The following is a 13,922-nucleotide window of genomic DNA, read 5'->3' on the forward strand; positions in this document are numbered from 1 at the left end:
GGTCGCTTTTGCAGGTGACTGGGGAGTAACCTCCCGCCAATGCTAAGGATCGGGTGCCCCGGACGACAGACCGTAGGGCGGCAGGTTACAGGAGGATGAGTGAAGCTTCGCGTGGGCGCCGCGCTCTTCGGGCTAGGTGTCTTGTTGCTGGTCTTCGCGGCTGGGCTGCCGTTCTACGTGGCCCCCGCTGTGACCAAGCTGCCCTATGACCTGGAACCAACGACGTCCGTCGCCGAGGCGAAGGGCGCGAAGTTCCTACAGATCAAGTCGGAGAACGGCGCGGTAAGCATCGACGTGCCGCAGGCCGATCTCGTGTCCAGCATCGAGGTCATCCCGCAGCCGGAGGACACCAAGGACCGCGTGCCCAAGGAGCTGAAGGGCGACGCGGTCATCTGGAACGTCTACCAGACGGTCAAGCGCAGCGACAACCAGGACGTGATCAGCCAGTACAGCACCGAGCTGGCGCTGTACCGGATCTCGGGTGCGGCGGCGCCGTGGGACGAGCAGTGGCTCAACGAGTCCGGGGCGGAGCAGGCCCCGGTCGGCAACGTGCGTTACTCCGGCCAGATCTACAAGTTCCCGTTCGGCACCGGCAAGCGTGACTACCAGGTGTTCGACCGCGACCTGAAGAAGACGTACCCGGCGCGGTTCACCGGTACGGAGAAGATCAAGGGCGTCGAGACGTACCGCTTCGTGCAGCGGATCGAGAACGAGCCGCTGAACACCCCGGCGGACAGCGTCAAGACCCTGCTGGGCAAGTTCGCGCCCAGCGCGACCAGTGGGCAGGTCGTCTACAGCAACACCCGGACGCTCTGGGTCGACCCGGTGACCGGCGCCTACATCAAGGTGCGTGAGCAGCAGTACAAGGAGCTGCGCCCGGACACCGGCACCCCGACCGTGCTGCTGGACGCGGACTTCAACTACAACGACGCCACGATCAGCCGCAGCGTCGAGACGGTGAAGGACAACCGTTTCAAGATCGGCATGATCAGCCTCTGGGGCCCGATCATCGCCGGTGTGCTCGGCCTGATCGCCCTCATCGCGGGCGTGTGGCTGGTGACGCGGCCCAAGAGCGACGGCAGCGCCCGGCACCGGGCGGACCCGCCGACCTCCGACCCGACGGCGACGCGGGTGGACCAGCAGCCCGTGGGTGGCCCGCTCGACGACGAGATCCCGCCGGCGTCGACGAACTGGCGGTCCGACGAGGTGCCGGCCCAGCGTTCGGGCGCCGGCGACGTGGAGCGCCGCTGACCGGTACGCCGGAAGCACGACGGAGGGGTGGGCCGCACAGCGGCCCACCCCTCCGTCGTGGAGATCTCCCATGCGGGCGAAGCTACTTTACATTTGTTACTCGATTGTAACTGGCGGATGTCCGGTAACTTTCCGTCGCTTTCACCGTCATCTATGCCGGTTTTGAGACGAGATGCCGCCCCGGACGTCCCGCCTGGGCTGGCGTTTCGTGACGCCGGGTCACCTCGCGCTCCTGGCCCCGTATTACCGCCCGGTAATCGGGGGGTTGTGAGCTACACCGCATCGGGTGCACGATCAGGCTCGATCGTTACCCGTCGGTAACAGAGGGGCGGGTCCAGCGCGTGCCACCGGTTCCCCACCGGCCGCCGCGCACATTCGTTCGAGGAGGAACCCGTGCAGAATCGGCTCGACAACCAGGGTCGTACCCGGTGGCGGCGCTTCGCCGCCATGATCGTGCCCACCACGGCCGCCGCCGGTGCCATCCTGTTCGGCATGTCGACCGGCGCCATCGCCTCCGACATCACCGTGTCCGGGCAGACGTTCAAGATCGGCGCCGACCGCCTGGAGGGTGAGGGCTTCAAGCAGTACGGCGGCATCGTCCGCGAGAAGGGCGAGAACGGCAAGGCCGGCGCGACGCACCCGGTCGCGATGGCCGAGATCAGCAGCGCCGAGCTGTACAAGCTCTGCCAGTCCGTCCGCGCCGACCTGCCCGGCCTGCCGGTGGTGCTCACCATCAACGCCGGTGACGGCAAGGACCCGGCCCGGGCCAAGGACCTCGTGATCGCGATGGACTCGCTCGAGGGCAACGCGACCTTCACGAACATCCAGATCGGCCGCGACGCCAGCGACCTCAACCCGACGGCGCAGCGGGGCTCCTTCGGCCAGAACTCCGACCGGGTGACCATCCGCGACCTGAAGCAGGTCTCCCGCTACACCACCTCCTCGACGTTCAACCTGGTCGGGCTCCGGCTCAAGGTCAACGTGGGTGACGACGCCAAGGGCAAGGAGTGCTTCTGAGCTGAGCACGGCCCGCGGTGGCCGACCACCGCGGGCCCGCCCCACCGTTCCCGTTCCCGCTCCGCCAGGAGGAGTACGTGACAACCGTCGACCCGTCCCACACCCGGACCGGCACCGCGGCCCGGGCGTGGCGGACCTTCCGCCGCTGGCAGCGGAGCCGGCCGTTCTGGGGTGGCCTGTTCATCATCCTGGCCGGGGTGGAGATGCTCGCCTCCACCCGGTTGACCCTCAACGGACTGAGCTTCAGCAGCGGAGCCACCGGCCTGCTCGCCCTGCTGATCCCGGCCATCCTGGTGACCTGCGGCGTGCTGCTCTGGCTCAGCCCGGCGCAGCGGCTGTTCTACTCGATCGTCGCCGCGATCACCACCATCTACTCGCTGATCGGGCTCAACCTCGGCGGCTTCTTCCTCGGCCTGCTGTTCGGCATCGTGGGCAGCGCCCTCGCCTTCGCCTGGGTGCCGGCCCGTCCGGCCGCTCCCGGCACGGAGGAGTCCGCCGCCGGCGCGGAGGAGTCCGCCGCCGAGACCGACGACGAGCGCGCCGCCGGAACCGACGCCGAGCCCGACACCGTCGTGGACGCGCAGCCGGTGGACGAACCAGCCGCGGACGAGCGGCCGACAGTCGAGGTGCCGGCCGGAGTACGACCGGCCGTCGAGCAGCCGACTGCCGAGTGGCCGGGCGGGGAGCGGCCGGTCCCTCGGCAGTCGGTGAACGGGAAGCCCGCCGGATCCGACGGCGGTCCGCCGGAGTGGGCGGGCCGCTCTGCGGACCCGCGCGCCTTCGGCATCGTCCTCGTGGTGCTCGGCCTCGCCACCGCAGGCCTGGCCGTACAGCCGAGGGCGGTGCAGGCCGCCCCGAACAAGCCCGCCGCGAGCGCCTGCCCGTCGAAGCCCGCCACGCCGGCGCCCGGCGCGAGCGCGCCCACGGCGACGCCCACCCCGTCGCCGAGTGCGAGCCCGACGCGGGAGGGCAACATCATCACCGACTTCTTCGACGGGATCGGTGACCTGTTCAAGGGCAGCAGCAAGAAGAGCGAGACGCCCTCGCCCACACCGACCGCGAGCGGATCGGCGGCCCCGACGAGCAAGCCGTCGACCCGGCCCGGATCGGCTGACTGCCCGGCGCCGGACAAGCCCGGCAAGGTGGACCCGGCGAAGCCCGGCAAAGTGGAACCGGGCAAGCCGCTGCCGCGGATCGCCGCCGACCCGAGCCTGCCGAAGGTGGCCCAGACGCCGTCGAAGCTCACCGGCACCAAGGTGACGATGACCGGGCTGCGGTTCGAGGGGATCACCGACCTGCAGACCGAGCGGGGCGCGCTCAAGGTGCTGAAGTTCAGCATGAAGGAAGCCGTGACCGACGACTTCCTGCTGGTCGCCGACGGCCCGCGCGGCCGCACCCAGCGGTACGCGACCGACCGGCTCACGGTCCGCGACGACGTCGCGTTCTACTGCACCCGGTTCGTCGGCAAGCTCGCCGGCATCAAGCTGACGCTCACCCCGGACCTGCCGTTCCCGGACGGCCTGCCGGTCACGCTGCCCATCCCGGTGACGTTCACCGACCCGGTCATCGACCTGGCGTACGTCACCAGCGACACGCTCACCGGACGGCCCACGTTGCGGCTGACGCTCGGCGCCTGACCGGACGGGTGCCGGCGATAGTCATCGCCGGCGCCCGCCACCGGCTCAGAGCCGGGCCAGCGCCTTGCGCAGCGGGTCCAGTCCCAGCGAGCCCAGGTCGAGTGCCTGGCGGTGGAACTCCTTGAGATCGAAGTCGGCGCCCTTGCGCGCCTTCGCGTCCTCCCGGGCCTGCAACCAGATCCGCTCGCCCACCTTGTACGACGGCGCCTGACCGGGCCAGCCCAGGTAGCGGTTCAGCTCGAAGCGCAGGTTCTCGTCCGGCACCCGGCAGTGCGCGCGCATGAACTCCCAGCCCAGCTCCGGCGTCCACCGCTCGCCCGGGTGGAAGCCGAACGGGTTGTCCTTCGGGATCTCCAGCTCCAGGTGCATGCCGATGTCCACGATGACCCGGGCCGCGCGCAGCGCCTGCCCGTCGAGCATGCCGAGCCGGTCACCGGGGTCGGCGAGGTAGCCCAGCTCGTCCATCAGCCGCTCGGAGTAGAGCGCCCAGCCCTCGCCGTGCCCGGAGACCCAGCACAGCAGCCGCTGCCAGCGGTTGAGCAGGTCGGCCCGGACGGCCGTCTGGGCGACCTGGAGGTGGTGACCCGGCACGCCCTCGTGGTAGACGGTGGTCACCTCGCGCCAGGTGGAGAAGTCGGTGATGCCCTGCGGCACCGCCCACCACATCCGCCCCGGCCGGGAGAAGTCCTCGCTCGGCCCGGTGTAGTAGATCGCGCCGTCGCTCGTCGGCGCGAGGCAGCACTCGATCCGGCGTACCTGCTCGGGGATGTCGAAGTGGGTGCCGTTCAGGTCGCTGACCGCCTGGTCGGCGAGCGCCTGCATCCAGTCCCGGAACGCCTCCTTGCCGCGTACCGTCCGCGCCGGGTCGGCGTCGAGCACGCGTACCGCGTCGTCGATCGACGCGCCGCGACCGGCGATGCGCGCGGCCACCGCCCGCATCTCGGCCTCCAGCCGGGCCAGCTCCGCGAAGCCCCAGGCGTACGTCTCGTCCAGATCGACAGTCGCGCCGAGGAAGTACTGGGAGGCCAGTTCGTAGCGTTCCCGCCCGGCGGCCTGCTTCTCCCGCCCGGCCGGCGCCAGCTCGGTGCGCAGGAACTGCCCGAACTCGGCGGTGGCGGCGGTCGCGGCGGCGGCGCCCTTGCGCAGCTCCGCGCCGAGCGCGCCGTCGGCGTCGAGCCGCTCGACCAGCCCGTGGAAGAAGTTGTCGCCCTCCGGGTCGACCCACACGTCGCACTGCTTGGCGACCTCGACGAGCTGCACCTGTGAGCTGACCCGGCCCGCGGCGGCGGCCTCGCGCAGCGTGCGCTTGTAGCCGTCCAGTGTGGACGCGAAGCGGTTGAGCCGGGCGGCCACGTTCGCCCGGGCCTCCTCGCCGTCGGTCGGCATGAGGTCGAAGACCATCCGGATCTCGTGCAGGCCGCTGGAGATCACGTTGACCTCGCTGCCGGTCTCGCCCGCGTCGTGGCGGGCCAGCTCCAGGCCGAGGCGCTCCTGCATGGCCTCCTGGGCGGTCCGCTCCGCCTCGGTCTCCGGCTCGGTCACGTCGAGTTCGCCGAGCGTACGGCGGGCCAGCTCGGCACGCGCCGCGTAGCCCTCGGGCGACAGGTCGTCGAGCTGGTCGTCGTAGCCGGCGATGCCGACGTAGGTGGCACCGGTCGGGCTCAGCGGGGCCCACTCGGCCACGTACCGGTTGGCGAGGTCATCGATTCGTCCCACGAGGCGACCCTACGTGACCGCGCATCCGGAATACCGCGCGACTTCGTCGTACCCCTGCGGCAGAGTGTCAGGGGTGAACGTCGAGATCACTCCTGACCGGGCACCGGTGCGGGCCTGGTTGCCCGGCTTCGTCGCGCTCGCCGCCATCTGGGGTTCCAGTTTCCTGTTCATCAAGGTCGGCGTGACCGAGCTGCACCCCGTGCACCTCACCCTCTACCGGGTGGCCACCGGCGCGCTGACGCTGCTCGTGGTGCTGGCCGTGCTGCGCGACCGGCTGCCCCGCGACCTCCGGGTCTGGGCGCACATGCTCGTGGTGGCCGCGTTCGGCGTCGCCGTGCCGTTCACGCTGTTCGGCTACGGCGAGCAGCGGGTCGAGTCGATGCTCGCCGGCATCTGGAACGCCACCACACCGCTGATCGTGCTGCCGCTGGCGGTGCTGGTGTTCCGCACCGAGCGGCTCACCACCCGGCGGGCGGTCGGGCTGGGGCTGGGCTTCGCCGGTGTGCTCGTGGTGCTCGGCGTCTGGGAGGGCGTCGGCGGCGCCCACTTCGTCGGCCAGCTCATGTGCTTCGGCGCGGCGGCCTGTTACGGGCTGGCCATTCCTTACCAGAAGAGGTTCGTCGCGGGTAGTGCGTACTCCGGGCTGTCGCTGTCGGCGGCCCAGCTGCTGGTGGCTACCGCGCAGCTCGCGCTGGTCGCGCCGTTCGCCGGGACGCCGCCGTCGCCGACCGGCCTCTCCCCGCGCGTGGTCGCGAGCGTGCTGGCGCTCGGCGCGCTCGGCACCGGCCTCGCCTTCGTCATCAACATGCGCAACATCCGGCTGGCCGGGGCGAGCACGGCGTCCACAGTGACATACCTGGTCCCGGTGTTCGCGGTGCTCGTCGGCGCGGTGGTGCTGGGCGAGCGGATGAACTGGCACCAGCCTGTGGGCGCGTTCGTGGTGCTCGTCGGCGTGGCTGTCGCGCAGGGCCTGTTCGGGCGGCGCCGCCGTCGCCCGGAGGCGGTGGCGCCCGCCGTCCCCGCCGCCGAACCGGCCACCCGGGGCTGACCCTCAGCTCCGGCCGGCGGTCCACTTCACCAGGCGGTCGGCGGTCCAGGTGTTCACCACCCGCTTCGCCGGTACGCCGCACAGCGCGGCCCGCTCGCAGCCGAAACGCTGCCAGTCGAGCTGACCCGGGGCGTGCGCGTCGGTGTCGATGGCGAACCGGCACCCGGCCTCCAGCGCGAGGCGGATCAGCCGCTTCGGCGGGTCCTGCCGCTCCGGCCGGGAGTTGATCTCGACGGCCACGTCGTGCTCTGCGCAGGCGGCGAAGACGGCGTCCGCGTCGAAGTCGCTCTCCTTGCGGGTACGCGCCCGGTGCCCCCGGTCGCCGGGCCCGGTCACCCCGGCGGGCCGGGAGGAGACCATCCGGCCGGTGCAGTGACCGAGGATGTCCAGGTGCGGGTTCGCGATCGCGGTCAGCATCCGGCGGGTCATCTTCGCCCGGTCGTCGTTCAGGCCGCTGTGCACCGAGCCGACCACCACGTCCAGGCGGGCCAGCAGCTCCTCGTCCTGGTCGAGCGAGCCGTCGGCGAGGATGTCCACCTCGATGCCGGTGAGGATGCGGAAGCCCTTCGGCAGCGCCTCGTTGACGGCGGCGACGTGGTCGAGCTGCTTGCGCAGCCGCTCGGCGGTCAGGCCCCGGGCCACTGTGAGCCGGGGCGAGTGGTCGGTGAGCACCATGTACTCGTGGCCCAGCTCGACCGCGGCCAGCGCCATCTCCTCGATCGGTGAGCCGCCGTCGGACCAGTCCGAGTGGGTGTGGCAGTCGCCGCGCAGCGCGTCCCGCAGCTTCGCCGCCGCCTCGTCCAGGTCGGTGCCCTCGGTCGCCATCAGCCGGCGCAGATAGACCGGTTCCTCGCCGGCCAGCGACTCGGCCACGCAGCGGGCGGTGACGTCACCGACGCCGGACAGCTCGGTCAGCTTGCCGGTGCGGGCCCGCTCGGCCACCTCCGTGGCGGGCAGCGCGCCGAGCGTCTTGGCCGCCGACCGGAACGCCCGGACCCGGTATGTGGCCTCGTTGGCCCGTTCCAGCAGGAACGCGATCCGGCGCAGGTCGGCGAGGGGATCCCGGGCAGTCATGTCCTGGAACCTACGCGCTCACGCCGTCCGGCGGGTGGCCCCGCATCGTCAGCCGCCGCTGGTGGGCCGGCCGGGCGCGGCCGGGCAGCCGTGCTTGCGCTGCCAGGCGGTGATCTCGGCGACCGGCGAGCGGTTGCCGCCCTTGCGCCAGGAGTTCAGGTACGGCGCCGGCCAGACCACGCCCCGGCGGATCCACCAGTCGTCGGCGCCGGTGCACTTCGGGGAGAGCCCGAAGTGCAGGTGGCAGACGTTGTTCGCGTTGCCCGTACGGCCCACCTCGCCGAGCTGCTGCCCGGCACGCACCCGCACCCCGGCGTCCACGCCGACGGTGATCGCGCTCAGGTGCGAGCCGTAGTAGCGCACGCCGTCGTCGCCGAGCAGCGACACGGAGAGCCCGCCGTTGTTCGGGCCCAGCGGCCCGCGCCTGTCGAACCGGTCGACGCGGCTCACCTCCAGCACCACGCCGTCGGTGACCGCCACCACCGGTTCCCCGCAGTCGGCGAACACGTCGGTGCCCGGGTAGCCGCCGTGCGTCGGGTGGTAGTCGACGTCGCCGGCCCGTACCGGGAAGACCCGCTTCACGTCGGCGCGCGACGGCGACGGCGCGGCGGACGAGGAGCCGACCGGCGGCGCCGTCGGGTCGGCGGGCTGCGCGGCGGTCACCACCGGGCTCGGCTCCTGCCACCTGTCGGCACGCCCGGCCGGGGTGCCGCACCCGGCGGCGAGCGCCGCCACGAGCAGCACTACCGGGTACGCCGGCAGCGTGCGGCGTCCGATCGATGGCGAGCGCATCCGGTCATCCTGACAGACCACTACCGTAGGGACGAAAGCCGAACGCGGGACCGATGGTCCGGAGAGGGGGCGGCGGTGACGCACGGATGGCACGGCGGACCCGAGGGGACCGGTCCGGGGGCGTTCCCGCCACCGCGTACGCCCTCGGGGCTGTTCCCGTCGCACACGTCGATGCGGCCCAGCTACCGCGAGCCGTACCCGGTCACCGGCACCGGCGTGGCGGTCGGCGCGCTCGTCGCGTTCGCCTGGCTGCTGCTGTTCGGGCTGTTCGGCGGCGGCGTGGCCGGCTACGCCTGGTGGACGCTGCTGGCCGGCGGTCTGGCGTGGGTGGCCGCCGCGGTGCTGGTCCGTCACGGCGACCGGGGGGTGGCGACCGGCGTGGCGATCGTCACCGCGGGTGGCTGGAGCATCGCCGCGGCGATAGTCGTGACCAGGTGGGCGCAGACCGGAGACTGGCCGCTCTGGTGACCTTCGGTGCCGGTCTCGCTGCGTAGCGAAGGCCACCTTGACGTACGCACGAGGACGGTCCACCCTCGCGGTATGGCCTGGACCACACCGCCGCGGCTCGACCCCGATCGGAGCCGCCGTCGCCTGCAACTCCTCGCCGAGTTGGCCGGTGCCCGTGCGGTACAGCAGCGCCAGCGGCCGCAGCGGGCCCGCACCGAGCGGCTGCGCCAACTCATCGCCACCCGCCGGCGCGTCGTCGGCTGACCAGCTTTCTCTCTCAGAACGGCCGGTTCATCCGGGGCGTTGACCGCTCGCCCGCCGACCCGACCGGTTAACGTGCATCGCGTGACGTGTCGGCATGCTGCTGAGCCAATTTGGGGGGACCGTGTCGTACTTCGCTGCTGCCGTGGCGCGCGTCGACGGCGGCTGGACCGCCGGTGAGGTGAGCCTGCGGGGCGTCACCGACATCGAGGAGGTCGCCGACCGGCTGCGCGACGTCGAGCCGGACGCCGACCTGTCGCTGCTGTTCGTCGAGGCCGACGACACGTACCTGGTCCTCCTGCGCCTGGACGAGGGAGAGGACCTGCGGGTCTTCGGCTCGGACTCGGCGTACGCGGAGGAGTCCCGGCTGGGCGCGCTGCTCGTCGGTGACCTGAAGACCTCGGTGACCGGGCTGGAGGAGGTCGACGAGCCGCGCGCCTCCGGCGGCGACGACGAGACCGAACAACCCGCTGTGGACCCGGAGGCCGACCCGGTGGGCGACGCGGACCTCCTCGCCGACCTGGGCATCCCGGCGCAGAAGCTGCTGGCGCTCTGCGCGCACGAGGGCTCCATGCCGGCCGATGTGACATCCGAGATCTGCCAGGTACTGGGCTGTGTGGACGAGGTCGAGGAGCTGCGTGAGGTCTGAGCCCGGGGAGTCCCTGACGCCCGGCGCCGCCGAACCGGCCGACGCGACCGATCCGGCGCTGGAGACCGTACGCCCGGGGCAGCCCACCCCCGGCCGGGCCGGGCGTGCCGGTCCCGGCGCGGACGAGGCGCTCGCCGACCCGGGCGCGATCGGCCGCCGGCAGCGGCACGAGCTGTGGATGCGCCGTGCCCTTGAGATCGCGGTGACCGGCCCGGCGGCCGACCGCGACGCCGACGACGTGCCGGTCGGCGCGGTGCTCTACGGCCCCGACGGCGCCGAACTGGCGGTCGGCCGCAACGAGCGGGAGCTGACCGGCGACCCGACGGCGCACGCCGAGGTGCTGGCGTTGCGCCGGGCCGCGCGGCGGCTGGGCCGCTGGCGGCTGGACGACTGCACGCTCGTGGTGACGCTCGAACCGTGCACCATGTGCGCCGGGGCGATCGCGCTGGCCCGCGTCTCGACAGTGGTGTTCGGCGCCTGGGAACCCAAGACGGGCGCCGTCGGGTCGCTCTGGGACGTGTTGCGCGACCGCCGCGTCACGCACCGCCCCGAGGTGTACGGCGGCGTGCTGGAACGCGAGAGCGCGGCGTTGCTGCGCGCGTTCTTCCGCTGAGAGTTCTCGGCTCAGGCGCTTGCCGGCGCGGGGCGCAGCAGCGTCGCGGCCACCCCCTGGGCGACCTCGGTCCAGGCGGTCGGGCGCAGCGTGGCGGGGTCGAGCCGGACGATCGACCGGGTGCCGGTGGCGTGCACTGTGGCGCCGTCGGTCGAGCGGAACTCGAAGGCGTAGCGGGCGCTGCTGGCGCCGAAGTGCTCCAGCCAGAAGTGCACAGCCACCGCGCCGACGCCGATGACCGGCGCCCGATAGGTGATGGTGAACTCCCGGACGGCGTGGAACACGTCGGGTGTCGCGTGCACGTCGCCCCGGAAGGCGACGCCCCGCTCCGCCCAGTAGGGCGTCAGCGCGCGTTCCAGCAGCACGGCGTAGCGCGCGTTGTGCAGGATGCCCATCGCGTCCAGATCGTCGAAGTGCACCGGCACGTGCTCGACGTGCCCGAACTCGGCGACCGGCAGGTCGGCGGTGGTGTGGCTCATGACTGGCCTTCCGGTAGCAGGGCCGGATCCGGGCAGAGCGCCCGCAACCGGTTCAGCAGGCCCTGGCGGGCGTGCCGGTAGGAGGCGTCCGGGTCGAGCAGCCGGGACCGCATCACCGCGCTGATCCCCAGCGCGTCGATCTCGTACGCGAGCAGCGGCACGTCCAGGTCGGCGGGGAGCTCGCCGAGGTCGACCGCCTCCTGGACGAGGCGCTCCAGCAGTGCGGTCCACCGGGACAACGCGTCGGCGAGCCGGTCCCGGACCGGGCCGGGGCGGGCGTTGTACTCGAACTCGGTGTTGGCGAAGAAGCAGCCGCCGGGCAGCACCCGGGCGGCGTAGAACTCGATCCGGGCCTCGTGCAGCGCGTGCAGCCGGCGTACGCCCCGGGGTGCCCGCAGGGCGGGGGCGACGATCATCTCCTGCCACTGCGCCACGGCCCGGTCGACTGTGGCGAGTTGCAGCGCCTCCTTGGAGCGCCAGTGCGCGAAGAGACCGGACTTGCTCACCTCCAGCCGGTCGGCGAGCTGGGCCAGGGACAGACCGTGCAGGCCGACCTCGGTCGCCAGCGCCACCGCGGTGTCCAGCACCGCGGTGCGGGTGCGGTCGCCACGGGCGACGCGGCCGTCGGAGGTCATGCGATCAGCCTAGAGGAAACAAGCACGACCGGTCGTATTTATTTTTGTGACGACGGTAACGCGCGACCGCCCCGCCACCTTGCGGCGACGGGGCGGTCCGGGGTCGATCAGGTCAGGCGATGATGGTGTCCAGCGCGATCTCGACCATCTGGCCGAACGTCTGCTCGCGCTCCTGCGACGTGGTCTTCTCGCCGGTCTTGATGTGGTCGCTGACGGTCAGGATGGTCAGCGCGCGGGCCTTGTAGCGCGCCGCGATCGTGTAGAGCGCCGCCGACTCCATCTCCACCGCCAGCACGCCGTAGTCGGCGAGCCGGTCGTACAGGTCCGGCCGGTCCGTGTAGAAGGCGTCCGCCGCCAGGATCGGCCCCACCCGCATGCTGATGCCGCGCCGCTCGGCCACCTCGACCGAGGTACGCAGCAACCCGAAGTCGGCCACCGGGGCGTAGTCGATCAGCCCGTCGAAGCGCATCCGGTTCATGTTCGAGTCGGTCGACGACCCGATCGCCGCCACCACGTCCCGCAGCTGCAGGTCCTCGGTCAGCGCGCCACAGGAGCCGACCCGGATCAGCGACTTCACGCCGTACTCGTTGACCAGCTCGTGCGCGTAGATCGAGGCGGACGGCATACCCATGCCGGAACCCTGGACGGACACGTCGACACCGTTCCACCGGCCGGTGAAGCCCAGCATGCCGCGCACCGTCGTGTAGCAGCGGGCCCCCTCCAGGTAGGTCTCCGCGATCCACTTGGCCCGCAGCGGGTCGCCCGGCATCAGGACCCGCTCGGCGATCTCTCCCGGCTCAGCGCCGATGTGCGTACTCATGGCAAAGATCCTGCCAGGCCGGGCCGAGGGATACCGGTTCGGCGTCCAACCCGGCGGTCCTGTACCCTCGTCGGCGGTGGCGTGTCCGAGTGGCCTAAGGAGCACGCCTCGAAAGCGTGTGAGGGTTTACGCCCTCCGCGGGTTCAAATCCCGCCGCCACCGCTCGTGAACAGCGAGAAAGCCCGGTCGATCCGCGAGGATCGCACCGGGCTTTCCGCGTTCCGGGTCAACTCCCGGTGAAGTCGTCGCCGAGCAATGCGCGGATCCGGCCCAACGCCCGGGCGTCCCGCATCTTCACCGCCGACGCGGAGATGCCGAGGATCTTGGCGACGGTGGCGACGCTCTGGTCCTCCCAGTGCCGCAGCACCACTATCGCCTGGTCCCGGATCGGCAGCGTCGCCAGTGCGGTCATCAACGCGACGTGCAGGTCCGTCGCCGCCGCCGGTTCCGGCCGCTCGGGCAGGTCGGCGCAGACCACCTCGGTGCCGCTGCGCCGGTTCCGCTGGTCGAAGACGGCGTTCATGAGCACCCGGCGGCTGTACGCGTCGAGGTTCGCGGTGTGCCGGATCCGGGTCCACGAGGCGTACATCCGGGTGAACGTGATCTGGGTCAGATCCTGGGCGAGGTGCCAGTCCCGGCACATGAGGTAGGCGATGCGTCTCAGCCGGGGTGCGGTCGCCGCGACGAACGCGCTGAAGTCGTCGTCCCGGGTGCTGCGCTCACGCCTGCGGGCGGCGCTCCACCGGGCCAGCGGACCGGCCGGGCGTTCGACGGACGGTGTCGCGCGTACGTCGATCTGCCCGCTGGTCACTCACCCTCCCCGGACCCGGAGCGCGCCGGGCACGGACCGCCCAGGATCTGATCGACGCCGTCCCGGTCGTGGAAGTTCGCCACCAGGCGGGAGTAGTCCCTCGCCTTCGTCACTGTGACCTCGAAGGACTCGGGCATCTGTTCCGGTGTGACCGCGTCGACCAGGTCCGGGCTGTTCCGGTACATCTCCTTGAATCTGGCGTACGCCTCGTCCCGGCTCTGGAACGTCACGTTCCGCACGATCGGATCCGATCGGAGCGCGTCACGCAGGTCGAGGCGCTGCCGATCGGTGATCTCCCGCCGCAGGAAGACGCGGATGTCGACCGGCTCGTCACCCCACTGCCGCTCACAGGTGGAGCCGGCGGAGGGCATCAGTGCGCCGGCCGCCACCACCGGCGGTGCCGGTTCCCTCGGTGCCGGCGTCAGGTTCAGCCCGACCACGACGGCGGCGACCGCGAGGAGACCGGTCGCCGCGCCTCCCGTGACCAGCCGGCGCCTGCGCCGCAGCGCGGTGCCCCCGGCCATGGCCTCCCGGGCCAGTTCCCCGGTCAGGGGTGCGGGTTCCACCCCGAGTGCCCGCTCGAAGAGCACATGCAGTTTCTGGTCCACAGCTCGCTCCCGGTGTCCGACGACGTCCTCTCCAAGAGACCGGTCGAGTCGCCGTATCGGTCAC

General features: G+C 71.8%; 16 protein-coding genes and 1 tRNA gene. 9 read left to right on the forward strand and 8 right to left on the reverse strand.

Going from position 1 to position 13,922, the window contains the following annotated elements:
- Positions 1–99 precede the first annotated feature (99 nt).
- The 3 genes from ACGFIA_RS12500 (at position 100) to ACGFIA_RS12510 (ending at position 3,905) form a co-directional block, all read left to right on the forward strand.
- Positions 100–1,251 carry a porin PorA family protein gene (locus tag ACGFIA_RS12500; RefSeq protein WP_357389563.1) on the forward strand — a complete coding sequence of 384 codons (1,152 nt, stop codon included), beginning with the start codon at positions 100–102 and terminating at the stop codon, positions 1,249–1,251.
- 393 nt (positions 1,252–1,644) lie between these two features.
- Positions 1,645–2,268 (forward strand): DUF6230 family protein, encoded by a 624-nt coding sequence (locus ACGFIA_RS12505; protein ID WP_357389561.1) that lies wholly within the window; start codon positions 1,645–1,647, stop codon positions 2,266–2,268.
- Positions 2,269–2,345: 77 nt separating this feature from the next.
- The gene (locus ACGFIA_RS12510) at positions 2,346–3,905 is read left to right on the forward strand and encodes a DUF6114 domain-containing protein (RefSeq protein ID WP_357474488.1); all 1,560 of its coding nucleotides are present in this window, start codon (positions 2,346–2,348) and stop codon (positions 3,903–3,905) included.
- 45 nt (positions 3,906–3,950) lie between these two features.
- Here the strand turns inward: ACGFIA_RS12510 and ACGFIA_RS12515 are convergent, their stop codons facing one another.
- Complete coding sequence (locus ACGFIA_RS12515) at positions 3,951–5,621, reverse strand: DUF885 domain-containing protein (protein WP_357474485.1); 1,671 nt, start codon at positions 5,619–5,621, stop codon at positions 3,951–3,953.
- Between the two features lie 73 nt (positions 5,622–5,694).
- Between ACGFIA_RS12515 and ACGFIA_RS12520 the strand changes: the two genes are divergently transcribed.
- Entirely contained in the window at positions 5,695–6,669 is a 975-nt protein-coding gene (locus ACGFIA_RS12520; RefSeq protein ID WP_393259888.1) for a DMT family transporter, read from the forward strand.
- 3 nt (positions 6,670–6,672) lie between these two features.
- Here ACGFIA_RS12520 and ACGFIA_RS12525 read toward each other — a convergent pair whose 3' ends face one another.
- Together ACGFIA_RS12525 and ACGFIA_RS12530 are read right to left on the reverse strand one after the other, a co-directional pair.
- Positions 6,673–7,743: a PHP domain-containing protein gene (locus ACGFIA_RS12525; RefSeq protein ID WP_357479290.1), complete on the reverse strand. Its 1,071-nt coding sequence runs from the start codon at positions 7,741–7,743 to the stop codon at positions 6,673–6,675.
- A gap of 48 nt (positions 7,744–7,791) precedes the next feature.
- On the reverse strand, positions 7,792–8,535 hold the full coding sequence (locus tag ACGFIA_RS12530; RefSeq protein ID WP_357389551.1) for a M23 family metallopeptidase: 744 nt from the start codon (positions 8,533–8,535) through the stop codon (positions 7,792–7,794).
- 171 nt (positions 8,536–8,706) lie between these two features.
- On the opposite strand from ACGFIA_RS12530, the gene ACGFIA_RS12535 reads away from it, so the two are divergent.
- The 4 genes from ACGFIA_RS12535 (at position 8,707) to ACGFIA_RS12550 (ending at position 10,505) form a co-directional block, all read left to right on the forward strand.
- On the forward strand, positions 8,707–9,003 hold the full coding sequence (locus ACGFIA_RS12535; RefSeq protein WP_357389587.1) for a hypothetical protein: 297 nt from the start codon (positions 8,707–8,709) through the stop codon (positions 9,001–9,003).
- 72 nt (positions 9,004–9,075) lie between these two features.
- Positions 9,076–9,246: a hypothetical protein gene (locus ACGFIA_RS12540; protein ID WP_018786529.1), complete on the forward strand. Its 171-nt coding sequence runs from the start codon at positions 9,076–9,078 to the stop codon at positions 9,244–9,246.
- 121 nt (positions 9,247–9,367) lie between these two features.
- Positions 9,368–9,892 (forward strand): tRNA adenosine deaminase-associated protein, encoded by a 525-nt coding sequence (locus ACGFIA_RS12545; RefSeq protein ID WP_357389549.1) that lies wholly within the window; start codon positions 9,368–9,370, stop codon positions 9,890–9,892.
- A gap of 148 nt (positions 9,893–10,040) precedes the next feature.
- Positions 10,041–10,505, forward strand: a complete 465-nt coding sequence (locus ACGFIA_RS12550; RefSeq protein ID WP_357389585.1) for a nucleoside deaminase — start codon at positions 10,041–10,043, stop codon at positions 10,503–10,505.
- An 11-nt stretch (positions 10,506–10,516) separates the two neighbouring features.
- Here the strand turns inward: ACGFIA_RS12550 and ACGFIA_RS12555 are convergent, their stop codons facing one another.
- The 3 genes from ACGFIA_RS12555 to deoD all read right to left on the reverse strand — a co-directional run bounded on the left by ACGFIA_RS12555 (position 10,517) and on the right by deoD (position 12,439).
- Positions 10,517–10,984, reverse strand: a complete 468-nt coding sequence (locus tag ACGFIA_RS12555) for a thioesterase family protein (protein ID WP_357389547.1) — start codon at positions 10,982–10,984, stop codon at positions 10,517–10,519.
- Positions 10,981–11,619, reverse strand: coding sequence for a TetR/AcrR family transcriptional regulator (locus ACGFIA_RS12560; protein WP_357389545.1), 639 nt, complete (start codon positions 11,617–11,619; stop codon positions 10,981–10,983). The genes ACGFIA_RS12555 and ACGFIA_RS12560 overlap by 4 nt, the downstream gene beginning before the upstream one ends.
- 112 nt (positions 11,620–11,731) lie before the next feature.
- The gene (deoD, locus tag ACGFIA_RS12565; RefSeq protein ID WP_357389543.1) at positions 11,732–12,439 is read right to left on the reverse strand and encodes a purine-nucleoside phosphorylase; all 708 of its coding nucleotides are present in this window, start codon (positions 12,437–12,439) and stop codon (positions 11,732–11,734) included.
- A 75-nt stretch (positions 12,440–12,514) separates the two neighbouring features.
- On the opposite strand from deoD, the gene ACGFIA_RS12570 reads away from it, so the two are divergent.
- A tRNA-Ser gene (locus tag ACGFIA_RS12570) sits at positions 12,515–12,601 on the forward strand.
- Positions 12,602–12,665: 64 nt separating this feature from the next.
- Here ACGFIA_RS12570 and ACGFIA_RS12575 read toward each other — a convergent pair.
- On the reverse strand, positions 12,666–13,250 hold the full coding sequence (locus ACGFIA_RS12575; protein ID WP_357474470.1) for a SigE family RNA polymerase sigma factor: 585 nt from the start codon (positions 13,248–13,250) through the stop codon (positions 12,666–12,668).
- Complete coding sequence (locus tag ACGFIA_RS12580) at positions 13,247–13,858, reverse strand: permease-like cell division protein FtsX (RefSeq protein WP_357474467.1); 612 nt, start codon at positions 13,856–13,858, stop codon at positions 13,247–13,249. Before ACGFIA_RS12580 ends, ACGFIA_RS12575 begins: the two co-directional genes overlap by 4 nt.
- Positions 13,859–13,922 lie beyond the last annotated feature (64 nt).

The sequence above is a fragment of the Micromonospora sp. NPDC049203 genome (assembly GCF_043197215.1).
GTDB lineage: Bacteria > Actinomycetota > Actinomycetes > Mycobacteriales > Micromonosporaceae > Micromonospora.